A 24,857-nucleotide genomic window follows, 5' to 3' on the forward strand; every position below is an offset into this window, starting at 1 on the left:
TTTACTTCTCGTTGTTGGCAAGGCCTAAAATAGTACGTGCTTCAGCCTCATCATGCTGCATTTGATTCACAAGGTCATCGAGTCCGTCAAAGTTCTCTTCCCCTCGTATGAAACGCAGGAACTTCACCGTTACGATTCGGTCATATAAATCACCGGAAAAGTCCAGAAGATAGGCTTCGACTTTGTACGACTCTCCTTTAACAGCAGGGCGGTAGCCGGCACTGATTAAAGTATAATAATACTCACCTGCCTGGCTTCCCTGTACTTGCACAGTTCCAATATACACACCAGGTTTAGGCCGGACATATTCCTCAATTCCTCCTACATTCAGAGTAGGAAAACCAAGCTGCCTGCCTAAGGCTTCTCCGTGTTCCACTATTCCTGTCAATTCAAAAGGCCGGTTCAGCAGAGATTGGACAGCTTCCATTCTTCCCTCTGCAACATGAAGACGAACCTTCGTACTGCTTACTTTTTCATGCTGTAAGGTAATGTGAGGGAGAATAAAAACAGAAATATCATGCTCCTGGCAGAGCTGCTTAAGTCCTTCTGCATCCGCGTTCCGTCCTTTTCCAAATCGGAAACCTTCGCCGACAACAATAGTGCTGACGTTTAATTGAGTAATATGTTCATGAACAAATTGCTCAGGTGTGATTTGCGCGTATTCTTTAGTAAACTTTATATGATAGTATCGGTCTACCCCTGATTTTTCAAGGGTCTGCAGTTTATCCTGGTAGGAGGACAGGGATCTTTTGTACGTTTCATCGCCTTTTAAGACCCAAAGGGGGTGTTCTGAGAAGCCGAATACGGAAATATCCTCATTGTTCTGCCGCAGGGCGTTTGCCTTATCCAACAGTTGCTGATGCCCCAGGTGAAGACCATCAAACTTACCAATTAATAATATGGTACTTTTGTTATTCTCTGGCGGTAAATCTGTAACTTCAAATGTTTTCATTTCCTATCCTCCCCTGTTCACGTACACAATACTCTATTGTCATAGTATATCCGATAAGATCGATACACAACTAATCTGCATAATGAAAGGATGTCACGAATGATAGAAAAAGCCAGCCGATTCGCCACAATGGCCCATAGAGGTCAGAAACGAAAAGGTTCGACCGAAGACTATGTGACTCACCCCATTAGGGTTGCAGAGACTTTACACGAAGCAGGATGTTCCATGGAATTAATATGCGCTGGACTGCTGCATGATATCGTCGAGGATACCCCATATGAACTTGAAGATATTGAAAGAGAGTTCGGGATTGCGGTAAGGGATCTGGTAGCCATCCATACAGAAGATAAAACGAAAACATGGTACGAGCGAAAAGCACATACTATAACCACAGTTCAGACAGGAAATATGGAAGTAAAGTCGCTGATTGTTGCAGATAAATTAGACAACCTACGTTCTATAGAAACCAGTTATAACGAAATTGGAGATGAAATTTGGACTTATTTTAATTCAAGCTTCGAGCAGCAGAGATGGTATTATCAATCCGTTGCTGAAAAAATTTGGAAAGGGATTTCTGTTGAAGATGCCCCTGTTTTTTTCTCTACCTATTCTGAAACGGTTAAACGATTCTTTCGTTAAATGTATTCATAGGCTCCTCGAAAAGGATGTGCCTAATAGCCAATTCGTGTAATCTGATGACACTTATGAAAACTGATGGATCCGGGCTGCCCGCAAGGTTTCTACAAGGTCACAAAGAACACATTATTGTTCCCGCCTTTGTTATTAACTTCTCGTTCATGTGGTTATAATAAACTAGAAACAACTGCTGTTGAAAACTTGTTTCAACTACCACCTCTATTCCTTGAGCTGAGGGAGACTGATTAAACTTTTACAAGTTTGGCATTATTAATCGCTCTTTTAGGGTATATACTTTCTGCAGCCCTATTCATAAAAGTGATAGATACTTTTTTAAATTAAGCCGTTTAATCCGAATTGTATAAGCATTAGTTAAATCCACCAATTTTTACCGCCGCCTCCATGAATCAATTGAACCATTTTCACTTAAAATTAAAGTGTAGCCTGATAAAGTTTGATAAAATTGTTTTCTGAACTTACTTAACCTTCGATAAAAAAGGCGTGAACATAACCTATGGAATTACAACAGCTACTAGATCACTTATTGTTCGAATGCCACCATTCTATAAATCATATATCGATTAACGGAGTAACCGATTCCTCAATGGAAGTGGAACCAGGTTATGTTTTTGTTGCGATCAAAGGATATCAGACAGATGGACACGACTATATAAATGATGCGGTTGCCAAAGGAGCTGCTGCAATAATAGGTGAAAATGAAGACCAGGGATTATCTGTTCCCTATATCAAAGTAGCAAATAGTAAAAAGGCGCTTGGTATCGTTTCTTCAGCCTTCTATCAAAACCCTTCCCAGAACAAAATTATGATTGGCATTACGGGGACTAATGGAAAAACGACAACAAGCTATCTTGTAAAACATATACTCGATCATTTGGGATACTCTTGTTCTCTTATCGGGACCATCCAGAACATTGTTAACGGGGAAAAAACGACGACACAAAACACAACACCCAACGCCCTAAAAGTTAATCAACTGCTGTCACAAAGTAATGACGACGTAGTGATCATGGAAGCTTCGTCTCAAGGTCTGGCCGAGTATCGTTTAGAGGGAATAACATTTGATATATGTCTTTTTACAAACCTTTCCCACGAACATTTAAATTACCACGGAACACTGGATCAGTACTTCGAAGCGAAGAGTAAACTGTTCTCCAAGTTAAAGCCTGGCGGCTCTGCTGTCGTTAATGCAGATGACTATTATGGCGAAAAGCTTATTAATCAGATGAAAGAGCGGGAAGTTCCAGTTCTTTCTTTTGGAGAGAATCCTGAAGCTTCAATCCAGATGAAAGACTTTAAGCTTTCTTACCCTTACTCTGTGCAATTAAAAGAGGGGATGCACTCGTGTGAAGTAACTTCACCTATTCCCGGGTATCATAATTTGTTTAATGTCGCGATCGCCTATGCTTGTGCCAAAGTACTTCGTGCTTCTTCAGCCTCCATCTGTAGGGCTATAGAAAGTTTCCCCGGGGTGGAAGGGCGGTTTAACATGATTGACTTCCCTAATGGCTCAACTGTAGTAATTGATCACGCCCATACTCCCGATGCAGTAATCAACTGTTTACAAACTTCTTCTGAATCGAAGAACGGCAAACTGTACCACGTTTTCGGGTTCAAGGGAGACAAAGACACAGAAAAAAGAAAAGAAATGGTTAGAATCAGTGCTGAAATGTGCGATCATTATATTCTGACTTTAGACAACCTCAACAACGTGCCAAAAGAAGAAATGATCCAGGCCTTAAATGAATTACAAGCGAATTATGGAAATGAAAAAGGCGAAATCGTAGAAGACCGCACCCTTGCTATTGAAAAGGCACTTTCACTAAGTAAAGAAGGAGACTGGATCGTTATTTCAGGGAAGGGCCACCAGACTTATCAGCACAGCTATCACTTCCCGGTAAAATCTGATAAAGAAGCGGTGTTATTATTAAAAGAACAAATCCCTGAAAAATAACACGTTTGGCCTTTTGAATCCGAGGGAATGGTTTGGAGAATCCAACCTTTGTTCAGGAGGTCTGTTTATATGTCTAAACACATTTTAATGGTGGTCACCAACCACGAAAAAATTAACCAAGATACACCTACCGGAATCTGGCTTTCCGAATTCGGTGAAGCTTATAATGAATTTAAACAACACGGCTATGAAATTACAGTTGCCAGCCCCAAAGGGGGACGTTCTCCGGTAGATCCTAACAGTGTAAGTAAAGATGAACCTGCTGAAATTCTTGATACAAAAGTGTTCTTAGAAAACACAGTTCCTATCGATTCTATTTCGGCTGAATCATTTGATGCCGTCTTTCTTCCTGGAGGACACGGAACCATGTTTGATTTTCCAGATAACCAAAAGCTGCAGCAGCTGCTCAGAGAGTTTTATGAAGCAGATAAAATTGTTGCCGCTGTCTGCCATGGCCCATCAGCTTTAGCAGGAGTTACGCTTACCAATGGAGAACCACTCGTTAAAGGGAAACGCGTTAATGCGTTTACAGATGCTGAGGAGGCAGATACAGGCCTGGATCAGCATATGCCTTTCTTACTAGAAAGCAGGCTGCGTGAACTCGGCGCTGTATTCCAGTCTGCTCCAAACTGGTCCGAACACGTCGAAGCAGACGGCACTTTAATTACTGGTCAAAACCCTCAATCCACTGTGGCCGTTTCGAAAGAAGTTATTAAGATATTAAACCAATCCTAATTGGAAATGGATCAAGACTGCTAGATACAGAAAGACCCGATCAAATTCAAATGAATTGTTCGGGTCTTTCTTAAATTAATATCGCTTTGTCCCAACATTTCTCTTTAAAAACGAAATTTTTTTAAAACTGTCTTCCTTTTGGTAATATTATATTATAAAAATATTCACCTCAATAAAGACAAGGAGAACCAATTCTATGAATCATACAAAAAATGATTTAGAATACAGCTCAGTTGAAGAAGCTGCAAGCAATTTATTGGTACATATCAGTGAATTTATCAATGTAAATACTGTTTATATCGCCAAAAAAGAAATCGATCACATGCAAGTTATCGCTTCCTATAATCGAGAAGCTCCAATTGTAGATGCTGAGTTACAGGTGAACTATGATGACTCTTATTGTCAGTTTGTGATGGAAAGCGATGATGCACACTTTAAAACTATTAACCTAACAGAAGAAGAAGCTACTGCCCACGTGAAACTGGCGAAAGAACTTGGAGTAAAAGCCTTCATGGGAGTTAAGCTTTATGACAAAGACGATCGTGAGTTTGGCACTTTGTGCGTAATGGACAGGGAGGTGCGAAACTTTTCCGAGAAAGAAATTAACTTCTTACAATCCCTGGGACAAACGTTTAACTCTATTATCCATCTGGATCAAACTCAGCAGCAGGTGGACCTTTTGTCGACACCAATTGTACCTGTGACAGAAGGAGTTGTTGTATTGCCCCTTGTAGGATTTATGAGTGAGGATCGCTCTTCAAGACTATTAGCGAATGTATTGCATCAGGTAAAAGAAAAAGATTTAGATTACTTTATTCTGGATCTATCCGGCCTTGTTACATTTAATAATCTCCTTATCAATCATCTCATCAGTATTATTGATTCCTTAGCCTTAATGGGTATAACTGCTGTAATTACTGGAATAAGACCTGAAATGGCTATGGCTCAAGTGGAACAGGGAGCTAAGTTCAAGAAAATATTTATAGCAGCCAGTCTCGAGCAGGCCCTTCAGCAAATTGGATTTTCTCTCATAAAAAATGAAGCTCAGCACTAAGCGGAGCTTCATTTTTTCTTTGCTAAGGCTAGATCAATCCGATAATGTTCAGGATCTAGTTCTGTAGGCTCTCCCATAACCATTCGAGCTAGTTCGGCACCAATAAACGGGCCTGAAGTCAGCCCGGAAGCCCCCAGTCCATTAGCTAAGTACAACCCCTCATAATTACGCAGTGGACCATATACAGGCAGGGAATTGGGAGTGAACGGCCGAAATCCCACCCTCGTTTCCAGAAATGTTCCTCTCGCTAGTCCGGGAGCTACTCCCAGTACTTTATGGAAGATTTCATGAAGTCCTCCAGCCGTTACGCGGGAATCGAATTTTTCCTTCGTTTCGTGAGTAGCTCCGACTACGACTCGCCCGTGGGCAAAAGAAAGCAGATATTTATTTGTCGGCGGCATAATCACGGGCCAATCAGCTGTTTCTGTATCAGGAAGCTCCAAATGAACAATTTGGGCTTTTTGAGGGTGGACAAGAAACTCTTCACCAAGCGGAAGGATAAGCTCCTTGGCCCATGCACCGGCTGTGACAATAACCTGGTCTCCATACAAAGGTCCATTACTCGTCTCCACCCCTGCTATCGTTGAACCTTCGACCTTCAATGCAGCATCTGACTCAATAAATTTCACTCCTCTTTGTTTAGAGGCGCGAATTAAAGCATCCCTTAAGGCTCGGCCGTCCACTTTAGCTGCTCCACTAATAAAAATGGAGCCGTAACTTTCATCTAAAGGGGGGAACATTGCCTGAGTTTCTGGTGGGGTAAGGCGTTTAATTTCTCCCATCTCTGGAGCATCTTCCCTCCGTTGAAGAGCACGCTCCATCATTTCAGTTAATTTTTCTTCTTCGGTGTGCAGGCGTAGAGCTCCAACACGCTGATAACCGGTTTCTTTTTCTCCATCCGCTTCCAAATTACTGATTAAGGACGGATAATAGCGTGCTCCACCCTTGGCTAATTCATACCATGCTTTATTTTTCCGCTGTGACAGCCACGGACAGATAATTCCCGCTGCTGCATCAGTGGCCTGTCCTATATCTTTACGGTCAACGACGGTAACCTCAGCTCCTGCTTTCGCTAAATAGTAAGCAGTTGAAGCTCCGAGAATGCCCGAACCAATTACAATATATGATTTCAATCCATAACACCTATTTTCAATTGAATTTTTCGTCCAGCTCTTATTTTACAAGAAAAAAAGGTGTTTTTCTAATCCATGTGGAGGATGAACAGTTACGGATGACTGAGCTGCCTGTACAAATAAAATAAACACTGTTAGATTCCTACAGTGCAGCTTACTCAATTTCTACTAAATCAGCTTCTACAATATAACGATACGGTGCATCTCCTACAAATTCAAACGGATAACAAGTGGATATCGTTAATGTCGGAGTATCTTTTTCCACGACTACGCTTTTATCATCTGCTTCCACAATGAATAAATTACGAATTTGATAGGCATATTCTTTATCTTCATACTCTACGTACACAAGGTCGCCTATTTGTAAATCTCCCATCTCTGTAAAAACAGTATCCCTGTGGCCGGATAATAAAGTGTGGCCATTTACATCAGGTGTCACTGTCCACTCACTCTCGTGCATGCCGACTCCCTGCGTCAGTGTCTCTTCATCTGTCCCCCAGAATACAGGGTATTTTTGTTCAATGGAAGGGATTTTTAACTCAGCCATTTCTTCTCCTTTTTTGAAATCCTGTTCCTCTTCCCCGTCAGGCAGGCTTTTAGCATCTAAAACAGTATCATCATATTCTAAATATTCGTTAAGCTCACTTGCATTCATGGATTGAATGACCTGCCGCTGTTCCCACCATTCATATCCATAATAAGCAGCCAGGCAAAAGCCAAGTGCGATTAAAAAGAGGCCGATCTTTCTCCTCATACTTTATACCTCCAATAGAAACGAAGGCAGGCCATACAGTGCCTGCCCTCGATAAGGGATGACCAACACACTTATTTAGTTCAGTGATTTTTTACGCATAAACAACAGACCGCCAGTACCCATAAACAGAGCTCCTAATAACATCATAAATGGATTATTAGTCGCTGTATCCGGTAATTCTCCTCCTTCTTCTTCAGAGTCACTGCCGTCTCCCTCTGAAGAAGCTGATTCCTCAGAATCACCTTCCTCTGTTTCTTCTGTATTTGTATCTTCAGATGATTCATCTTCTTCTGAAGTGCCATCTCCATCATTGCCATCGTAAATACCGTCGGTTAAATTTTCACATGGCTGCCCGTCACTATCACGGTCCAGATCATCAGGATCGTGTTCCGCACTATAATCATGTTCATTCCAGAAATCCATGACTTCTTCTCCTGTCTCAAAGTCGCCACAATTCATATCGCCACTGTGTTCGGCAAAAGCTACCCCAGAACCTAAAAAGATACCCGTCAAGAACCCTGCACTGCATAAGATCATTAACAGTTTTCTAATAGTTAAAATCTCCTTTTTAAGTAATTTTTTGCCATCCCCTGGTACCGCCATAATACTACATTTTACACCTTTAGTACACATAATAAACCAAATTTTCTGAAAAAAACAAACAAAAAATCATGGGTTCTCAATGAGAACCCATGATTTCACCTTTAAGACAGGGTTTGACTCCAATCAATAGCTGCTTCACCTTCTAAGAAACGCTCGGCATCCATAGCAGCCATACAACCCGTGCCCGCTGCTGTTACGGCCTGGCGGTATTTCTGGTCCTGTACATCTCCACAGGCAAACACCCCGGGTATATTCGTATTGGTGGTACCGGGTTCAACAAGTAAATACCCTTTATCATCCATGTCCAGTTTCCCCTGGAGAAATTCGGTATTTGGATTGTGACCGATAGCAACGAAAATTCCGTCCGCTTCTATGACCTCTTCTTTTTCAGAATCAGAATCCTTCACCTTAAGTCCCGTTATTTTCATTCCATCCGATAACATTTCGACAGGCGTCTTATTGAGGGCCCATGTAATTTTGTCGTTACCTTTCGAACGATCCTGCATAATTTTAGAAGCACGCAGCTCGTGCCTGCGGTGTACAATCTGGACTTCATCTGCAAACTTAGTCAGGAAGTTCGCTTCTTCCATTGCAGAATCTCCTCCGCCGATAATCAATACTTTTTTTCCTCGGAAAAAGAATCCGTCGCATGTAGCACACGTACTTACGCCTTTTCCAATATTATCCTTTTCCCCTGGGATATCAAGCAGTTTAGCTGAAGCTCCTGTAGAAATAATCAGCGACTGGGTTTTAAGTTCACCCAGACCGTCGACATTAAGTGTAAAAGGGCGCTGATCCACGTTTACATCTGTTACCCACCCTCTTTTAAAAGTGGCTCCAAAACGCTCGGCTTGTTTTTTCATATTATCCATCAATTCAGGACCCATTATTCCATCAGGAAAGCCCGGAAAGTTCTCAACTTCAGTTGTTAACGTAAGTTGGCCGCCGGGTTCCGGTCCTTCAATTACGAGCGGCTCCATGTTCGCTCGTGCTAAGTAGACTGCTGCAGTTAAACCAGCAGGACCAGTTCCTAATATAATCGCTTGATGTGCCATTGTTAAATTCCTCCTTCACAAGACTTAAGAGATAAATAAACGTCGCGCTCCAGTGCCAGCACTGCCATTCGGAAATACTTTTCCTGATCCTCTGGCAGTGATTTCTTGGAGAGTTGTACAGAGACAATCTCCTCCTTCACTTTATGGTTTACCCGTTTCTGCAAGTAATTATTGTTTGAGCTTTAGGAAACGGCCTGCTATTTTGTCAGATCGGAGATCCACACCATGTAGAGCAGTACACACTTTTGTTATTCTTTATCTTTAGCAAATACTTGAATCCGGTCACTGATCTGATCACGGACTCTTTGGAAAACCGCCCACTTTTCTTCATCTGTACCTTCTGCTTTGGCCGGGTCGTCAAAACCCCAGTGGAAACGTGTCACGTGTGGCGGTGTCATCGGACATTTATCATTAGCATCTCCACAGAGTGTAATAGCGTAAGCCGCGTTGTTCAATATATCCGGATCAATTATATCTGAAGTTTGATCACTGATATCAACATCTACTTCGTTCATCGCTTTAACAGCATGTGGATTTAATCCGTGTGCTTCGATTCCGGCCGAACGGACGTCAAACTCTTCTCCAAGATATTTTTTTCCAAACCCTTCCGCCATTTGACTGCGGCAGGAGTTCCCTGTACATAGAAAGTAAATTACTGGTTTATTAGACATCATGCATATCTCCTTTTATAAATAATAATTAATATTCTCAACTAAAAGTATGTTAACCCCTAAATGGGTTTAAACTTTGGGACTGTGAAGGGAAGACGAATCTCGTTCCTTCTGTCTCTGCACATTTTACTTTTTAAACATCATTATATAATCAGCAGCCATAAATATAGACCTGCTAAGGTAATAAACAATGTTGGAACAGTAAGCACAACCCCTACCTTAAAGTAATAGCCCCATGAAATCTTTACCCCTTTTGTCGAAAGGACATGCAGCCATAACAATGTAGCCAGTGATCCAATCGGTGTAATCTTCGGTCCTAAGTCTGAACCAATTACGTTAGCGTAAATCAGTGCTTCTCTCATCGTGCCTGATGTATTCGTATCGGCTATCGCGAGCGCATCAATCATAACGGTCGGCATATTATTCATTACAGACGATAAGATGGCGGCAATGAAGCCCATCGAAACCGTGGCCACAAACATCCCCTGGTCGGCCGTGTATTGAATTAAGCCTGCCAGTACATCAGTTAACCCAACATTCCGAAGCCCGTAGACGACCACATACATTCCAACTGAGAAAAAGACAATAGCCCAGGGAGCTCCTTTTATAACGGCAGCCGTCTCAACTGCAGGGCTGCAGCGTGCCATAAGCAAGAAGAAGACAGCTACAATACCTGCGATAATGGATACCGGAATGCCAAGCGGCTCACTCGCGAAGTATCCAACAAGCAGCACAGCCAGAACACCCCAGGAAAGGTGAAACATCTTGTGATCCAATAGTGCCTCTTTCGGTTGTTTTAGATCATTTAAATTATAATTGTTCGGAATATCTTTTCTAAAGAAGATATAAAGGACAAGAATGCTGGCTCCAAGCGAAAAGATATTCGGAACAATCATTCGTGAAGCATATTCCGCAAATCCAATCCCAAAAAAGTCCGCCGAAACTATGTTCACTAAATTACTAACAACAAGTGGTAATGAAGTTGTATCAGCTATAAATCCGCTCGCCATAATAAATGGCAGTATCATTGTTTCTTTAAAGTTCAGGTTCCTTACCATCGCAAGCACGATTGGTGTTAAAATAAGAGCTGCTCCATCGTTAGCAAACAATGCGGCCACGACAGCACCCAGCAAAGTAACGTACACAAACATTTTGGTCCCGTTCCCCTTTGCGACCCTCGCCATGTGAAGAGCGGCCCATTCAAAGAAACCTATTTCATCGAGTATGAGTGAGATAATAATAATCGCAATAAATGCCAGCGTGGCATTCCATACAATATCGGTAACGGCAATAACATCCTGAAAGTCAACAACACCGACAATGAGAGCTAAGACCGCTCCACCGCAGGCCGACCAGCCGATCCCTAAGTTCTTCGGCTGCCAAATGACTAATAATAGTGTAAGTAAAAATATAATTGTTGCTAAAATTGCTGAGCCCAATTGAATCCCCCTACGAATCGCACTGGATGCGCAAACCTGCTTGCTCCAATGCATGTAATTTTTCTCTCTGATCTGGTATCTGCACTAAGATCTGCTGAACGATGGGATACGTTTCATGTTCCTGATTTAATGAGTAAAAAATCCACTGCCCCTTTCTCTTCTCTTTCACCATGCCTGCATCACGAAGCTTACGTAAGTGCTGGCTGACGGAAGGCTGGCTCATTTGCAGAACTTCAACAAATTCACAAACACAGCACTCTCCTTCGCTGATTAACCCAATAATCGTTAACCGTGTTTTATCACCTAACAGCTTCAGCGCCTGTGCAGCAGTTTCTAGATCGATGATTGTTTTTTCCATAATCTCACCTCTCTTATCAATATATAAGCATATGCTTATATATGCAAGTGTAATGTTTGATGTGCTTACTAATTTTTCACAAAACACATAATAATATACTTATATGCTCATGTATACAAAGGGATGGTTAAAGTTTTGTAAATCTAATCCTTTTTAGCTTATCTCTTAGTAATACCTGTACTTACTCTTAAACAAACGTTTGATTGATAAAAGGGGAGCCTTTTATGATACGCTTAAATTACTTATCCATATAAAGGAGGACGTACTTTTTGAATTATAGTTATGTATCCCACCTCTACTGTCCCAAATGCTCAAAAACCTATTCCGCAGAAGAAGAGAATCACTTATGCATTTGCGGCTCCCCGCTTCTCGTTGATTATAATATTTACGACCTTTCCGGCCAGCTGACTCAGCAGGACCTCGTTCAAAGAGCGCCAGACTTATGGCGCTATCATGAGCTTCTCCCAGTTCAGAACGAGGACAACGTTATCAGCCTGGGGGAAGGCATGACACCGTTAGTTCACTTTCCTTCTCTCGGTAAAGACATGGGAATCCCGGCACTGCTTATGAAGGATGAAGGTGTCATCCCCACAGGTGCCTTCAAAGCACGAGGTGCAGCTGTCGGTGTTTCAAAAGCAAAGGAGCTCGATGTAAAAGAATTGGCCATGCCAACAAATGGCAATGCCGGTGCAGCCTGGTCACTTTACGCTGCCCGCGCCCAGATGAGCTCGACCATTATTATGCCAATTGATGCTCCAGCTATTACGAGGAACGAATGTGCACTGTCCGGAGCTAATTTATTTCTCGTTAATGGGTTAATCAGTGATGCTGGCAAAATTGTCGCTGAGGCCGTAAAGGAGAAAGGAATGTATGACGTCTCTACGCTGAAAGAGCCTTATCGTATCGAAGGTAAGAAAACGATGGGTCTTGAAATTGCTGAACAGCTTAACTGGCAGCTTCCCGACGTAATTCTTTATCCAACAGGCGGGGGTGTAGGACTTATAGGTATTTATAAGGCCCTTCGAGAGCTGCAGCAATTAGGCTGGCTCTCTCCAGAGCAAAAAATGCCGCGCCTTGTAGCCGTTCAATCAGAGGGATGCGCCCCAATTGTAGAAGCTTGGAAGCAAGGAAAGAAAGAGTCAAGCTTCTGGGAAGCCTCTGAAACAGTGGCTTTTGGAATCAACGTTCCAAAAGCGATTGGTGACTTTCTTGTCCTTGATGCTGTGTATAAAACCGCGGGGTGCGCAATCGCCGTAACAGATGAAGAACTTCTAGAAGAGCAGCAGAAGATTGCCAGACATGAAGGGGCATTTGTGTGTCCAGAAGGCGCCGCTTCCTTTCTGGCGGCTCGCAAGCTGAGAGAAGACAATTGGATAAAAGAAAACGAGCAAGTGGTAGTGTTAAACACAGGTGCAGGTATTAAGTACCCAGACACCGTAGATTTTGACATCCCTATCCTTGAGCCCGGTGATTCTATTTAAGAGGTATGTAGGCCACAGAGAAAATCTGTGGCTTTTACTATGCAAAAAATTGAAACTGAACTTCAACGGCGGCCTCGATGTTAAGCTCTCCCGGCTCAATGGGGGTAGCTGCTGCAAAAGTCTGAGCCCTGGCGAGCGGTATAGGATCGTGCTGAGAACGCTCTATCACTTTCAGCGGCGCGTGATCGACTTGCAGCCTCATGGACCGGCCCATTGTTGCTGCTTTCATATAAGCATCACGTAATGCCAAAGCTAATGCCTGCTGGTAGAAAGCTTCGGAATTTTCAATGGAAAAGTGGATATCCCTTATCTGGTTGGCTCCATAGTCCACTGCAGTATCAATCACTTCTCCTGTCTGACTGATATTCTCAGTTTTAATCGAGATCATATTCGTAATCTGATACCCACGAAACACCTGTGTTCCACTCTCATAATCATATTGTGGAACAATGGAGTAATCGACAGTTTCTAAAGATTCTCGAGGAATCCCAAGGTTGATAACCGACGCGATCACCTGCTCCATTACTCTTGCGTTTTCCTGCTGAAGCTGAGTGAGCTCCTGCCCTTCCGTTACTACACCCAGCTGAATCGAGGCTAGATCCGGTTCGGCCGTGACTTCTCCTGAACCGCTGACCGTCATAACCCGGTAACGCATTGATGAAGAATACATCGTATGGCCTCCTGTTTTGTCATAAAAATCGCATATTAATCCATCCATCATCAATCTATTCCTCTTATCAAAAAAGCAGAACGAAGATTATCGTTCTGCCTCCTATAGAAATACGCTTTTTTCAATTTGTTTCATCTCATAAAAGTAGCCCTGATGTCTCATCAGCTCACCATACGTTCCAGCTTCTACTACTTCCCCGTGGTCCATGACGATAATCTGGTCCATCCTCTCAAGTCCTGCGAGGCGATGACTTACGAGGATAAGCGTATCTTCTTCTGCCTGATCAAATAACTCTTCATATAGGGCCTGCTCGGTTAACGCATCGACTGAAGACGTCGGCTCATCAAGCAGCCACAAACGCTCTCCCTTCAGCATGGCACGTGCTAATGCCAGCCGCTGTTTCTCACCCCCAGAAAGGTTTTCCCCGCGTTCGAGCACTTCATCCTCCAGCGAAAAATGACTCAGCTTTACTTTATGAAGCGCATCAACCAGGACCTCATCCGCTTCCCCTTCTGCAGCGATCGCTAAGTTGTCCCGGATGCTGCCGTAGAAAAAGTGATTTTCCTGTAACACTACATTCGAACGTGCCCAAAGATCCTCTTGCTCTACATCTTCCAGGTTTACTCCACCGAGGGCGATCTCCCCGTTAACATAGGGATGAATTTTTAACAGTAATTGCAGAAGCGTGGATTTTCCTGATCCGCTTGCTCCTACAATAGCTGTTTTCTTGCCCTGAGCAACATGCAGGCTGACATCGCTGATTGCTGCCTTGCTTTCTCCCGGAAAAGTAAAGTTTACTCCCGAGAATAATACAGACGGCGCCTGGTCAATTGGCAGTTTCACCGGAGAATCCGGCTCTTTGCCTATATCTTCACGTACGACTGAAAATAAGCGTTTCGATGCATGTCGGCTATCCTCCAGATGGACGGGAAAAACAGCCATTGGGGTTGCATTTTCAAAAACAGTAAGGGAGATCATAACAAGCATGGCTAGAAAGATACCGTTTAAGTCCCCTTCAGCTACAAGCCACGCCCCCACTCCAAGAACGAACCAGGAAACAATGAGGGAAACCATAGTATTCATGGAATGACTCAGGGTAGAATGCAGCCCTTCCTTTTCCTGCTCATACACATAATCGTTTGAAGCCAGGAGAAGCTGGTCTTCTTTTTCCCTGACCTTTTGATAAATTTTTAAATCACGATAACCGTACAGTAATTCTGCTGCTTCGGTCGACAATATCCCCCTTTGTTCACGGACCTGGGTATTAATACGTTTCTGTCTTACTGCAAATAACACGGGAACAACAAATCCAGTGAGCAGCAGCCCCGCCAACAGGACTACAGCCAGCGCAGCAGAATAAAAAGTTGTAAACACAATGGTACTTAGGAATACGACAACGAGAACGATCGGTGGATAGTAAACACGCAGGAAGAAGTTTTGCAGACTTTCTACATCTCCAACTATGCGCGATAGTAAATCGCCGCTTCGGTACTTCTGAAAAATTTGGGGGGCCAGCGGTTCCAGTTTTTTATAAAAAGACACACGCAAGTGACTGAGAATCGAAAATGTCGCACGGTGTGAAAAATATCGTTCCGCATAACGACTGATTGCTCTCGTAAAGCCAAATAATTTAAGTATGGCTATGAGGACGGTTAATGCATACAGTGGAGGAATTAAAGCAGCTCGAGAAATTAGATAGCCGCTTGAAGCAAACAAACCGACAGCCGCTATCCCCGCTAAATAGCCAAAAAAGACCGACAGGAAAATATCTTTTCTTTCTAGCACGACGAGTTTAACGACTGTTGCTAAATCCTTCATTGCTTCTCTCCTCCTTGCTGAACAGAAACCATATCTTGATAATATGGAACTGAATGGATCAGTTCTTCATGCGTACCTTTGCCAATTAACTGCCCTTCTTCAAGCAGCAGAATCTGGTCAGCAGCTTGAATCGTATGCAAACGATGAGCCACAGTGATCACGGTAGACGACCGCGACAATTCCTGAAGCGATTGCTGCAGAATTCGTTCCGTCTGCAGGTCCAGTCCCGTCGTTGGTTCATCAAATAAAATAATAGAGGGGCGTTTTAAGAAAGCCCTTGCTAAAGCGATTCGCTGCTTTTCACCTCCAGAAAGTCCGCGGCCGGCTTCTCCGATCGGTGTATCATAGCCATTTTTCAGTGTTTGAATAAATCCAGCAATGCCGGCTTTCTCAGCTGCCCGGATAATCTCTTCACGAGCTGCCCCGTTTGCCCCGATTGAAATGTTCTCAGCAATCGTCCCGGAGAATAAGTAAGGGTGCTGGGATATATAGCTTAACTGATTGAACCATTCCTCTTCCTCATATTTGAATAACGACTGGCCGGCAACTTTCACTTCACCTTCTTGAGGGGCCGTTAATCCAGCTATCAGATGAAGCAGCGTCGACTTACCTGAACCTGTCCGCCCTACAATGGCTGTTTGACTATACGGAGCAATAGAAGTGCTGATTGGCCCAAGAGCAAACCCCTCTTGCTTATAACGAAATACAGACTCGTCAAGTTCAATTTCCGGAGGAGAAGAGGTAATGGTCAACGGTCGGTTTCCCCATTCCACCTGATGTGGATCCTTTTCTAATTCATCGGTCACCTTCTGAGCTGCAACCACGCTCCCCCTCCCCGCATGAAACGCACTGCCTGCATCTTTTAAAAATTGATAGAATTCAGGAGCGAGTATCAAAATAAAAAATGCTGAAAAAAATGAGATACTTTCATAAACTACAAGACGAATGGCAATTTCCATTGCAATTAAACCGATACTAAGCATAGAAATGAATTCAAGCATTAAGGAAGACACGAAAGCTACCTTTAATACTTCCATAGTAGCATCTCTAAATCCCAGGCTGCTTTCTTCAATCAGTTCCCTCTGCTTTCTTGCCCTGCCAAATAACTTCAGCGTTGTGAGGCCCTGAAGAGTGTCTAAGAATCTGCCGGAAAAGGCAGCAAGCTTCTCAAGCTGTTCCTCTGATTTCTTTTTAGTCATCACTCCGATTAGTGCCATAAAAAAAGGTATAAATGGCGCAGTAATGAGCATAATTAAACCCGAGTAGATGTGATGGTAGAACACTGCAGCTAAAATCAACAATGGCACAATAGCCGTTTGAATCATTTGAGGGATATAACTGCTGAAGTAGCTGTCAACGTCATCTGAAGCATCCATTAAAATGCTTATTTTTCTTCCTGACTGGCCCTGCATCGAAGCCTGCACAGGATTTTTAGCGAATTTATTTAATAAAGCTGTTCTAAAACTGATTTTTGCCCTGGAAGCCAGTTTCACACCTGATCTTCCTGAAATGTAAGTGAGCGCTGCCCTGAGGACAAGCACTGCAAATAAACCCACTAGCAGCGGGATGACTGCATCAAACGATAATTTTTTCAGAAAAACCCCTTCGATAACCGCAACAAAATAATACGCTTGTCCAATGATCGCTGCTCCCATCAGGAGCGACGTACATACAAGCACAACCATTATCGAACGCTGGGAAAAGGCGAATTGTTTGAGGTGCTTCATAACCTATAGCTCCTATCTAAACAACATTCGTGAAACATTTCACATGGTGATTATATTACATAATGATGCTTTTTGTGAATCTTTTTGTTTATTATCTCCATTCTATCAAACCCATTGCCGTTCTATTCGATCTGATGTAAAACTCCCAGGCACCTGATTTATATGCACCCCAATACCAAGCTATAAAAAGGACGTGTTTTTATTGACCCGGTTTACTTGGTTCAGTTTATTTACAGCTGCAGCATTTATAAAGTTAACGGCAGTCAGTCATTATCTGCTTGATGACATATCAAAAGGGGCACTGTTAATCTCTCTAAGTTTTTCCCTTTTGATTTTCAGCATGATATTGCTTATGAAGAAATATTATATCTGGTATGGAGCAGTCGTTTCTTTAGTCATCAGCTTTTATTGCTGGTCCTCCTATTTGTACATGGATTATTTTCATACGCCTTTTTCTTCTTACATCACGCTGCAGACTTCTAATTTATCAGGAATGTCTGAAAGTATCTTTGGGCAAATCTCAGGGTGGCATGTTGTCTTTTTCGCAGATCTTCTTCTATTAACCGCATGGCTTTTGTATATCAAATGGAGCAGCACTTCTACCGCTGCTGAGGTGAATAGAAATTGGAAACCATTCACAGCTGTCATCGTTCTCGCGCTCCTCTTTTTATCTTTAAAACCTATTTCCATGCAGGTCAGTGGCAAAGGCCATTTATTGTTTAAAAAATATACGACGGATTCCCACCTGAGTAATTATGGAGTCATTGGACACCAGGCCATTGACTGGATTGAATTTTTAACTTCCCGGCAGGTGCTGGAGCTTTCAGCAGAGGAGAAAGAAGAGATCAATGAGCTTCTGATCAATCAAGATCGGGCGACCCCTAGAGAAGATCCATTATTAATGCCGGGAATTTTTGAAGACAAGAACTTGCTTATGATTCAATTTGAGTCCCTGCAGCAATTTGTTATCGGAGAGAAAGTAAACGGACAGGAAATCACGCCAAATCTGAACAAACTTACTGAGACAGGGATCTCTTTTGAAAATTACTATCCTCAAACAGCAGAAGGAAACAGCTCCGATGCAGAACTGCTCGTTTTTAATAGTCTTTACCCGCTAAAAGAAGGAAGCACTTTCTTTCGATACCCTGCAGTCACTTACCCATCGCTTGCCAAAGATTTTAACAAAGAAGGCTATGCGACTGCAGCCTTTCATGGAGATGAGGGAACGTTTTGGAATCGAAATGCTGTATTTCCTTCGATGGGATTTGAACGATACTATGACATCAATGATTACAGGAATGCCGAAGAAAATACCATTGGGATGGGACTGAGTGATGAAAGTTTCTTTGAACAATCTGCAGAGCATATTAGGAAGCTGCCACACCCATATTTAGCAAGCTTAATCACATTAACGTCACACACGCCTTTTCTACTTCCTGAGGAAGAGAAACGAATTGAAACCGGGGAGATGGAACAGACATCTCTAGGGAATTATTTTGAAAGTGTGCATTACACCGATCATTATTTAGGAAAATTTTTAGAGGAACTCGAACAAAACGGGGAGTTGGATGATACAGTCGTGGTTGTCTACGGGGACCATAACGGCATCTTTAAAGAATCAAAAAGTGAGGTAGAGAAGTGGAGCGGCCGGACGATCTCTGATGAGAAGTGGCGGACCGAATACACCTCAGTACCTTTACTGGTTTCAAGTCCTGACCTAAAAACCCCACTTGCTATTGAAGATGTGGCGGGACAAATTGATACAGCCCCAACGCTTAGAGATTGGTTCGGATTCCCTGACCACCCAACGGCACTTGGGCATAACCTGAATCAATTCGTTAATGATGATGTTTTCCTTCTTCGAGGTGATTACGGGGAAAGAGTGGTTATCCAACAAGAAGGACAAGTTACCGACTATGAGGACGTACACTTTGAGCTGCTTAATGCATCAGAGCAAATGATTAAATCGAACTTCAGTCATACGACAAATTAAAAATGAGGGCCCTGCTTCTTCAGCAGGGCTCATTCTTTATTATGATTTAATTTGATTGATCTCGATTCGCTGCCCGGAGGTTTGCGACAGACCGGCCGCTTGATTGACAAGCGTTAACTCTATGGCATCTTCTTTAGTGATCACCGGCTCCTCACTTCCTTCAATCGCCTGCACCCATTGTTCCATAGGCGTCGACAGTTGAGCAGGGAGATTTTCCGGGTAAACCCAGTTCTCTCTGTCAAATTGAGCACTTTTTATACGAACGGTGTTTTGTTCAATTAACAGAGTACCTTCTGTGCCATAAAGCTCTAACTGAAACGGACTTCCTGAGGACACGAAGCTTGTCTCCAGCACGCCGAGTACGCCTTTTCCATATTCAACAAGCGCCACTGCGTGATCATCCACACCCGGATGGAATACAGATTGCAAACGAGCGGTGACAGCAACGGGCGTTCCAGCCAACCGGTTTGCCAAATAAATCGGGTGGGCTCCAAGATCGATAAAGGCGCCTCCTCCAGTTTTCTCTTTTTCATAGAAATGTGATGGCAGCCAGCCCTCAGGGTTCTGACTTGTGGACACAGCCCCATTGTGGGCAACACGGCATCGTACCATGGTGAGTTGTCCGAGCCACTCATTATCTACAGCCTGTTGGGCATAGAGGTAATAATCCTCTCCTAATCGTGGAAGGGAAATCATAAATTCCACCTCGGCTTTTTCCACTTCTGCAAGAATGCCATCACATTCTTCTATCGTTAAAGCCAGCACCTTTTCAGTAAAAATATGTTTTCCATGCTGAGCGGCCTTCATCAGCACATCCTTGTGCTCGCTTGTAGGTGCAGTTACAATCACTCCATCAACCGATGGATTTGATAACACCGATTCCAGTTCAGCTTCGAACGGAACATTGAGCTCTCTGCTCCATTCCTCTCCCCGCACACGATCTTCATCCCATACCATTTCAATGGAAATATTCTCAAGTTCCGTTGCCTGTTTCGCATAATCTACGGCATGAACATGCCATTTACTTAATAGTGCTACTCTAATCATATGAACCACCTTTTTTCTATATTTCAATTCTCTCCCTAAGAGAGACTCTCAGCTCTCGGGTATCCTGTTCTTCCAGCCAGTCCGTATGGATTTCCTGCTCTCGGCCGTCGTTCATTTTCAATAGAATAATATCGTTAACCTCCGCGACTTCTTCCACTTGTTCATACTTCACTGCTTTTCTCGGCCAAATCGTTCCTTTATCAAACGTCACTCGATCTTCTTCCATCCGAATATAGTCTTTCTCCGGCATCCGGAAATATTGGATCATTTCCCATACCCCGGTTATAAATAGAACCGCAGCAAGATAAACAAGAAATACCGGAGTACGTCCCGTCGTGAATATTTCAAGAATAAAAAAGCTGAGACTTGAGATAATCCCCCCTAACGCGCCCCACGCTTTTTTCGTCCATTTTTTACTGGGGGCGTAGGGAAAATTTTTATTTGTGGTATTAATTTATGTCACTCCTTTTTTAACTCATGATCAGCATGTCATCCTCATCAAATTCCCACAACTCTCCATACGCCACTTCCCAGTAGTAACCATCAGGATCAGCAAAGTATCCGCTGTAGCCGCCCCAGAATACGTTCTGTGCCGGCTTTACTATCCGGGCACCTGCTGATTCAGCTTTAGACATAATTTCATCTACTTCCTGTTTTGACTTTGCATTATAGGCCAGGGTGATCCCGGAAAACCCGCTTCTTTCTGGGGGATGCCCTTCATTTATATCCTTCGCAAGCTCCTCTAGAGGGTAGAGCGCAAGCTTAGATCCTGGATTGTGAAAAAAGATAATTTCCGGCTCGTCCTTCGTTTCTGAAGAAGCAAAGCCCAGCCCATCACGATAGAACGCCACAGATTTCTTCATATCGTGGACACCAAGGGTGATCAAATTGATTCTATTCATATGAGATCTCCTTTTTATTAAACTATCATCCAGTCGTTCCCTCTCATTACACAATTCCTCTTAACCGGACCTCTTATTAAAATAATCAATTAAGCCCATCGCACACACCTCAAAATCCAGCTTTAACACGTCGTATACAGGGTGATCATCAGGAATTTGAAACTCTTTTAAATAGTCACTTACTTTATCGTGGAGGCGTCTCTTCGCGCCCTCGACCCCTTCTCCATTTTTAAAGGCCTGCTCCCCGGCTTCTAAGAATACAGGCAGCCAGCTTGATACTTGTTCCAGAGCTTTATCGGGCTCTTCCGATTTGCCAAAATGGCCAAAATAAATGCGCTCCAGTTCCATTTCCTTAAACCGTTGAATCGATCTCTCCATTGCCTCAGGATCAAATTGGTTTGGGGATGTAGAAGGCAGATAAAATAGTATTCCGTTTTCCTCCGCTTGATGATAACGGATTCCAGCAGTATCTCCTGTAAAAATTCCTTTACTGGCAGGGTCATAAATACCTATGTGGTGCTTAGCGTGACCAGGAGTGTCTAAAAATTGCAAGGACCGGTTGGAACTGATTTGCAAAGTATCGCCATCTTCCTTAACGATAAGTCTGTCCTCAGGAATAGGCAGAATCGGGTCAAACAATTGATTAAACGCATCACCATAAACCACTCTCGCTCCTTCTATTAACCTCGAAGGCTCTGCTAAATGACGCTTCCCTTTCTTATGTACAATAACTTCAGCATTAGGACACTCCCTCAACAGAAGACCGGCACCTCCAGCGTGATCTAGATGAATGTGGGTTAAGATAATAAAACGAACATCCCCAGCGTTTAACCCCAGGTCTTTTAACCCCTGCAATATTCTTGGCACAGACGGACTCGGACCAGTTTCAACTAACGTTAAATACTCTTCATCCATCACATACGTACCTGTGCGCCCTGGAACTCCTAAATCAAAACCATCAATTAAATGAATACGGTTGCCTAAGTTAATGGGAGCCTTTGTTTCCAATGCAGATCACCTCTTTTATAGTCTTACTTCCAGTTTACTAAATAATGGATGACAATGTAATGAATATGTCTAACAATTCTGTTATTTGGTTTTGTCACATTTATGGGCTGGGTGCGTATCATGTTTTTGAGGAGTTGATGAACATGACAGATGACCGTAATATGTATTCCCCATCCCATCAACAGATGAAGCCCACCCATCACCAGTGCAATAAATATAAATACTATCACGTGATGGGAACAACAGAAGACGGTAACTCATTTGATGGAATTATATTAGATGCAAATGAAAATGAAGTGGAAATGTTAATGAGTGAGGATGTTATGGTCGACGAGCACGGTAACCCGGAAGATGAGAGCAGACAATATTATGGAGGGTACGGAAGGAGAAGAGCACGCCGCTTTAGAAGAACCATTCTCCCGCTGGCCGCGCTTACTTCATTATTATTATATCCGTACGGCCGCCCGTATTACCCTTACTACCCTTATTATCCTTATTATTAATTGTTGGAGAGGGAGATTGTGCCCCTCTCTTTTTGCTGTTCTTATTTAATGGTATCACCCAAGAATGTCTAACTGGTTTCTCAGGTTCTTACAAGAGAATTTAAATATAAACGATCTATTAAACGATAAAAGGATGAGGCTGACACCTGGCAGCCTCATCCTTTTAATTTATAATTGTTCTCCATGGGTTAGTTTTGAAATGTGTTCTCGTAAATCTTCTTTCTTAACTCTCCAGTGACTTCCGATCTTAAACCCCGGGATTCTACCCTCCTGAACCAACTTATATGTGGTTACTTCACTAATCTGTAAATACTCTGCAACTTGCGCAATAGTCATGATCTCGTGTTCTTGATCCATCTGAACCTTCCTTTAAATATCTGCCCTGTCTTTAGTTTATATTTTCTATATGCAGACTACAATAAAATTTATTCCCTAATCTGTTGTAAGCGCTAAACCAATAATAATACCAACATTAATTAACGATAACAATGACTTTCATCCTATAATAAGGCGTTGCATTATGATGCATTTTCTTATAATCTATTATAGTCAGTTATAACAGATTATAAATCAATTAATCTTTATTACCTTATTTGCAACTGTTTGGAGGGATCTTATGCAGAGAGAAATTATGACCGTCAGCCAAGTTGCCGAATACTTACAATTAAGTGAAATGACAACTTACAAACTAGTACAAAAAGGCACTATCCCTGCTTTTAAAATCGGAACTCACTGGCGAGTTAAGAAAGATGATTTACATGAATGTATTGAACGATTAAAAAAAGGTGAACGTCTTTAAATTTTATATATACAACTTGACTTGATTGCTGTGAGAGTCGGCAATCTTAAAATACAATTAGAAAGAGGTAAAATATGTCTGCACAAACTTTGAAAGAACAATGGTTTGGGAATGTCAAAGGGGATGTTATGGCAGGAATTGTGGTAGCTTTAGCCCTAATTCCAGAAGCCATAGCATTCTCCATTATTGCGGGAGTAGACCCTATGGTAGGGCTTTATGCTTCCTTCTGTATATCTGTCGTTATTGCTTTTGTCGGGGGGCGTCCCGGTATGATTTCTGCCGCCACTGGAGCCATGGCGCTGGTAATGATTACTCTTGTAGCTGAGCATGGGCTTGAGTACATGTTAGCAGCTACAATATTAACAGGAGTATTTCAAATTCTATTTGGAGTATTTAATCTTGCCCGATTTATGAAATTCATCCCCCGATCAGTCATGGTTGGTTTTGTAAATGCATTAGCTATTTTAATTTTCACATCGCAGCTGCAGCACTTTGTGGATGAGTCATGGATTATTTATGTATTAGTTGGAATTACTTTAGCCATTATTTATTTATTTCCGTTATTAACCAAGTCCGTACCTTCACCACTGGTGGCGATTATAGTCGTTTCTTTTATCGCCATTTATATGAATGCAGGAGTTCGTAATGTGGGAGACATGGGGGACCTAAGTCAAACTCTTCCATTATTTGCTATTCCCGACATCCCTTTAAATATGGAAACGTTTATGATCATCCTGCCTTACGCGCTTGCTTTAACGATCGTCGGGCTGCTTGAATCACTCCTGACAGCATCCATCGTTGATGACATGACGGATACCGAGAGCAATAAAAATCAGGAAAGCCGTGGTCAGGGGCTCTCCAATATTGTTGCTGGATTCTTTGGCGGAATGGCAGGCTGTGCAATGATTGGTCAATCTGTTATTAATGTAAAGTCAGGAGGCCGAGGAAGGTTGTCTTCCCTGGTTGCTGGTGTTTTCCTGATGTTCTTAATATTAGCTCTAGGAAATGTTGTAGTTCAGATTCCTATGGCAGCCCTTGCTGGGGTTATGATTATGGTAGCAATAGGGACTTTTGACTGGAGTTCACTTCGCAACCTGAATCGTGTTCCGAAAACAGATGCTGCAGTTATGGTGGTCACCGTAGCTACAGTAGTATATACGCATAATTTAGCTTACGGTGTATTAGCTGGTGTGTTGTTAAGCATGATCTTCTTCGCCGTTAAGATCTCTAAAGTTCGAGTCCTGTCGCTTTACGTCAACGAAGGAAGAAAGAAAATTTATTATGTTCAAGGTCAGTTGTTTTTTGCTTCTGTTACTGACTTTGTTTCTTCCATAAATTTTAAGGATGAAGTTGATTTGGTAGAAATTGACCTTACTCAATCACACCTTTGGGACGACTCAGCTATCGGAGCTCTAGACAGTGTTGAGACTAAGTTTGAACAAAGAGGAATTGAGGTTCAGTTCAAAGGCTTAAACGGAGAAAGTTCCAGGCTTCTCAACCGTTTGGGCGGCATTTCAAAAGATGCAAGCCATTAAACCAATCAAAAA

25 protein-coding genes are annotated in these 24,857 nt (G+C 42.6%); 9 read left to right on the forward strand and 16 right to left on the reverse strand.

What is annotated here, in order from left to right; genetic code table 11:
- Position 1: 1 nt before the first annotated feature.
- Positions 2-952 carry a bifunctional riboflavin kinase/FAD synthetase gene (locus C1A12_RS19835; protein ID WP_101846846.1) on the reverse strand — a complete coding sequence of 317 codons (951 nt, stop codon included), beginning with the start codon at positions 950-952 and terminating at the stop codon, positions 2-4.
- A gap of 99 nt (positions 953-1,051) precedes the next feature.
- Here C1A12_RS19835 and C1A12_RS19840 point away from each other — a divergent pair, with 99 nt between their 5' ends.
- From C1A12_RS19840 to C1A12_RS19855, 4 genes are all read left to right on the forward strand, one after another.
- Positions 1,052-1,591 (forward strand): HD domain-containing protein, encoded by a 540-nt coding sequence (locus C1A12_RS19840; RefSeq protein WP_101846848.1) that lies wholly within the window; start codon positions 1,052-1,054, stop codon positions 1,589-1,591.
- Between the two features lie 511 nt (positions 1,592-2,102).
- The gene (locus tag C1A12_RS19845; protein WP_101846850.1) at positions 2,103-3,560 is read left to right on the forward strand and encodes a UDP-N-acetylmuramoyl-L-alanyl-D-glutamate--2,6-diaminopimelate ligase; all 1,458 of its coding nucleotides are present in this window, start codon (positions 2,103-2,105) and stop codon (positions 3,558-3,560) included.
- Positions 3,561-3,629: 69 nt separating this feature from the next.
- Positions 3,630-4,295, forward strand: coding sequence for a type 1 glutamine amidotransferase domain-containing protein (locus C1A12_RS19850; RefSeq protein ID WP_101846852.1), 666 nt, complete (start codon positions 3,630-3,632; stop codon positions 4,293-4,295).
- 196 nt (positions 4,296-4,491) lie between these two features.
- Positions 4,492-5,349: an STAS domain-containing protein gene (locus C1A12_RS19855; protein ID WP_101846854.1), complete on the forward strand. Its 858-nt coding sequence runs from the start codon at positions 4,492-4,494 to the stop codon at positions 5,347-5,349.
- A gap of 8 nt (positions 5,350-5,357) precedes the next feature.
- On the opposite strand, the gene C1A12_RS19860 is transcribed toward C1A12_RS19855, so the two are convergent.
- The 7 genes from C1A12_RS19860 to C1A12_RS19890 all read right to left on the reverse strand — a co-directional run bounded on the left by C1A12_RS19860 (position 5,358) and on the right by C1A12_RS19890 (position 11,362).
- Positions 5,358-6,482, reverse strand: a complete 1,125-nt coding sequence (locus tag C1A12_RS19860; protein ID WP_101846856.1) for an FAD-binding oxidoreductase — start codon at positions 6,480-6,482, stop codon at positions 5,358-5,360.
- A gap of 154 nt (positions 6,483-6,636) precedes the next feature.
- Entirely contained in the window at positions 6,637-7,236 is a 600-nt protein-coding gene (locus tag C1A12_RS19865) for a class D sortase (protein ID WP_101846858.1), read from the reverse strand.
- Positions 7,237-7,311: 75 nt separating this feature from the next.
- Positions 7,312-7,839 (reverse strand): LPXTG cell wall anchor domain-containing protein, encoded by a 528-nt coding sequence (locus tag C1A12_RS19870; protein WP_159462241.1) that lies wholly within the window; start codon positions 7,837-7,839, stop codon positions 7,312-7,314.
- Positions 7,840-7,940: 101 nt separating this feature from the next.
- Complete coding sequence (gene trxB, locus C1A12_RS19875; protein WP_101846861.1) at positions 7,941-8,894, reverse strand: thioredoxin-disulfide reductase; 954 nt, start codon at positions 8,892-8,894, stop codon at positions 7,941-7,943.
- Positions 8,895-9,142: 248 nt separating this feature from the next.
- The gene (gene arsC / locus C1A12_RS19880) at positions 9,143-9,565 is read right to left on the reverse strand and encodes an arsenate reductase (thioredoxin) (protein ID WP_101846863.1); all 423 of its coding nucleotides are present in this window, start codon (positions 9,563-9,565) and stop codon (positions 9,143-9,145) included.
- 143 nt (positions 9,566-9,708) lie between these two features.
- Entirely contained in the window at positions 9,709-11,004 is a 1,296-nt protein-coding gene (locus tag C1A12_RS19885; protein ID WP_101846865.1) for an arsenic transporter, read from the reverse strand.
- A 10-nt stretch (positions 11,005-11,014) separates the two neighbouring features.
- Complete coding sequence (locus tag C1A12_RS19890) at positions 11,015-11,362, reverse strand: metalloregulator ArsR/SmtB family transcription factor (protein WP_101846867.1); 348 nt, start codon at positions 11,360-11,362, stop codon at positions 11,015-11,017.
- 269 nt (positions 11,363-11,631) lie between these two features.
- Here C1A12_RS19890 and C1A12_RS19895 point away from each other — a divergent pair, with 269 nt between their 5' ends.
- Entirely contained in the window at positions 11,632-12,843 is a 1,212-nt protein-coding gene (locus tag C1A12_RS19895) for a threonine synthase (RefSeq protein ID WP_101846869.1), read from the forward strand.
- 37 nt (positions 12,844-12,880) lie between these two features.
- Here C1A12_RS19895 and C1A12_RS19900 read toward each other — a convergent pair whose 3' ends face one another.
- From C1A12_RS19900 to cydD, 3 genes are all read right to left on the reverse strand, one after another.
- Positions 12,881-13,513 (reverse strand): SIMPL domain-containing protein, encoded by a 633-nt coding sequence (locus tag C1A12_RS19900; protein WP_159462242.1) that lies wholly within the window; start codon positions 13,511-13,513, stop codon positions 12,881-12,883.
- 102 nt (positions 13,514-13,615) lie between these two features.
- A complete protein-coding gene (cydC, locus tag C1A12_RS19905; protein WP_101846873.1) occupies positions 13,616-15,331 on the reverse strand; it encodes a thiol reductant ABC exporter subunit CydC in 1,716 nt (571 codons plus the stop codon).
- Complete coding sequence (gene cydD / locus C1A12_RS19910; RefSeq protein ID WP_101846875.1) at positions 15,328-17,058, reverse strand: thiol reductant ABC exporter subunit CydD; 1,731 nt, start codon at positions 17,056-17,058, stop codon at positions 15,328-15,330. Before cydD ends, cydC begins: the two co-directional genes overlap by 4 nt.
- A gap of 202 nt (positions 17,059-17,260) precedes the next feature.
- On the opposite strand from cydD, the gene C1A12_RS19915 reads away from it, so the two are divergent.
- A complete protein-coding gene (locus C1A12_RS19915; RefSeq protein ID WP_101846877.1) occupies positions 17,261-19,051 on the forward strand; it encodes an LTA synthase family protein in 1,791 nt (596 codons plus the stop codon).
- A gap of 39 nt (positions 19,052-19,090) precedes the next feature.
- Here C1A12_RS19915 and C1A12_RS19920 read toward each other — a convergent pair whose 3' ends face one another.
- From C1A12_RS19920 to C1A12_RS19935, 4 genes are all read right to left on the reverse strand, one after another.
- On the reverse strand, positions 19,091-20,098 hold the full coding sequence (locus tag C1A12_RS19920; RefSeq protein WP_101846879.1) for a Gfo/Idh/MocA family protein: 1,008 nt from the start codon (positions 20,096-20,098) through the stop codon (positions 19,091-19,093).
- A gap of 16 nt (positions 20,099-20,114) precedes the next feature.
- Positions 20,115-20,366, reverse strand: coding sequence for a hypothetical protein (locus tag C1A12_RS19925; RefSeq protein ID WP_101846881.1), 252 nt, complete (start codon positions 20,364-20,366; stop codon positions 20,115-20,117).
- A 202-nt stretch (positions 20,367-20,568) separates the two neighbouring features.
- Positions 20,569-21,000 (reverse strand): VOC family protein, encoded by a 432-nt coding sequence (locus C1A12_RS19930; RefSeq protein WP_101846883.1) that lies wholly within the window; start codon positions 20,998-21,000, stop codon positions 20,569-20,571.
- A gap of 60 nt (positions 21,001-21,060) precedes the next feature.
- Positions 21,061-22,008, reverse strand: coding sequence for an MBL fold metallo-hydrolase (locus tag C1A12_RS19935; protein ID WP_101846885.1), 948 nt, complete (start codon positions 22,006-22,008; stop codon positions 21,061-21,063).
- A 59-nt stretch (positions 22,009-22,067) separates the two neighbouring features.
- Here C1A12_RS19935 and C1A12_RS19940 point away from each other — a divergent pair, with 59 nt between their 5' ends.
- On the forward strand, positions 22,068-22,511 hold the full coding sequence (locus C1A12_RS19940) for a hypothetical protein (protein WP_145997070.1): 444 nt from the start codon (positions 22,068-22,070) through the stop codon (positions 22,509-22,511).
- A gap of 168 nt (positions 22,512-22,679) precedes the next feature.
- Here C1A12_RS19940 and C1A12_RS19945 read toward each other — a convergent pair whose 3' ends face one another.
- Positions 22,680-22,868 (reverse strand): helix-turn-helix domain-containing protein, encoded by a 189-nt coding sequence (locus tag C1A12_RS19945; RefSeq protein WP_101846889.1) that lies wholly within the window; start codon positions 22,866-22,868, stop codon positions 22,680-22,682.
- A 259-nt stretch (positions 22,869-23,127) separates the two neighbouring features.
- On the opposite strand from C1A12_RS19945, the gene C1A12_RS19950 reads away from it, so the two are divergent.
- Entirely contained in the window at positions 23,128-23,310 is a 183-nt protein-coding gene (locus C1A12_RS19950; RefSeq protein WP_101846891.1) for a helix-turn-helix domain-containing protein, read from the forward strand.
- Between the two features lie 74 nt (positions 23,311-23,384).
- A complete protein-coding gene (locus tag C1A12_RS19955) occupies positions 23,385-24,845 on the forward strand; it encodes a SulP family inorganic anion transporter (protein WP_101846893.1) in 1,461 nt (486 codons plus the stop codon).
- The last annotated feature ends 12 nt before the right edge of the window (positions 24,846-24,857 follow it).

The sequence above is a fragment of the Halobacillus sp. Marseille-P3879 genome (assembly GCF_900240285.1).
In the GTDB taxonomy this organism is placed as follows: domain Bacteria; phylum Bacillota; class Bacilli; order Bacillales; family Halobacillaceae; genus Halobacillus_A.

What these genes read in the sequence shown, in the direction of transcription:
- C1A12_RS19835 (WP_101846846.1), bottom strand. Translation starts at nt 952, where the DNA reads ATGAAAACATTTGAAGTTACAGATTTACCGCCAGAGAATAACAAAAGT.
- C1A12_RS19840 (WP_101846848.1), top strand. Translation starts at nt 1,052, where the DNA reads ATGATAGAAAAAGCCAGCCGATTCGCCACAATGGCCCATAGAGGTCAG.
- C1A12_RS19845 (WP_101846850.1), top strand. Translation starts at nt 2,103, where the DNA reads ATGGAATTACAACAGCTACTAGATCACTTATTGTTCGAATGCCACCAT.
- C1A12_RS19850 (WP_101846852.1), top strand. Translation starts at nt 3,630, where the DNA reads ATGTCTAAACACATTTTAATGGTGGTCACCAACCACGAAAAAATTAAC.
- C1A12_RS19855 (WP_101846854.1), top strand. Translation starts at nt 4,492, where the DNA reads ATGAATCATACAAAAAATGATTTAGAATACAGCTCAGTTGAAGAAGCT.
- C1A12_RS19865 (WP_101846858.1), bottom strand. Translation starts at nt 7,236, where the DNA reads ATGAGGAGAAAGATCGGCCTCTTTTTAATCGCACTTGGCTTTTGCCTG.
- C1A12_RS19870 (WP_159462241.1), bottom strand. Translation starts at nt 7,839, where the DNA reads ATGGCGGTACCAGGGGATGGCAAAAAATTACTTAAAAAGGAGATTTTA.
- trxB (WP_101846861.1), bottom strand. Translation starts at nt 8,894, where the DNA reads ATGGCACATCAAGCGATTATATTAGGAACTGGTCCTGCTGGTTTAACT.
- arsC (WP_101846863.1), bottom strand. Translation starts at nt 9,565, where the DNA reads ATGTCTAATAAACCAGTAATTTACTTTCTATGTACAGGGAACTCCTGC.
- C1A12_RS19890 (WP_101846867.1), bottom strand. Translation starts at nt 11,362, where the DNA reads ATGGAAAAAACAATCATCGATCTAGAAACTGCTGCACAGGCGCTGAAG.
- C1A12_RS19900 (WP_159462242.1), bottom strand. Translation starts at nt 13,513, where the DNA reads ATGTATTCTTCATCAATGCGTTACCGGGTTATGACGGTCAGCGGTTCA.
- cydC (WP_101846873.1), bottom strand. Translation starts at nt 15,331, where the DNA reads ATGAAGGATTTAGCAACAGTCGTTAAACTCGTCGTGCTAGAAAGAAAA.
- cydD (WP_101846875.1), bottom strand. Translation starts at nt 17,058, where the DNA reads ATGAAGCACCTCAAACAATTCGCCTTTTCCCAGCGTTCGATAATGGTT.
- C1A12_RS19920 (WP_101846879.1), bottom strand. Translation starts at nt 20,098, where the DNA reads ATGATTAGAGTAGCACTATTAAGTAAATGGCATGTTCATGCCGTAGAT.
- C1A12_RS19925 (WP_101846881.1), bottom strand. Translation starts at nt 20,366, where the DNA reads ATGATCCAATATTTCCGGATGCCGGAGAAAGACTATATTCGGATGGAA.
- C1A12_RS19930 (WP_101846883.1), bottom strand. Translation starts at nt 21,000, where the DNA reads ATGAATAGAATCAATTTGATCACCCTTGGTGTCCACGATATGAAGAAA.
- C1A12_RS19940 (WP_145997070.1), top strand. Translation starts at nt 22,068, where the DNA reads ATGAATATGTCTAACAATTCTGTTATTTGGTTTTGTCACATTTATGGG.
- C1A12_RS19945 (WP_101846889.1), bottom strand. Translation starts at nt 22,868, where the DNA reads ATGGATCAAGAACACGAGATCATGACTATTGCGCAAGTTGCAGAGTAT.
- C1A12_RS19950 (WP_101846891.1), top strand. Translation starts at nt 23,128, where the DNA reads ATGCAGAGAGAAATTATGACCGTCAGCCAAGTTGCCGAATACTTACAA.
- C1A12_RS19955 (WP_101846893.1), top strand. Translation starts at nt 23,385, where the DNA reads ATGTCTGCACAAACTTTGAAAGAACAATGGTTTGGGAATGTCAAAGGG.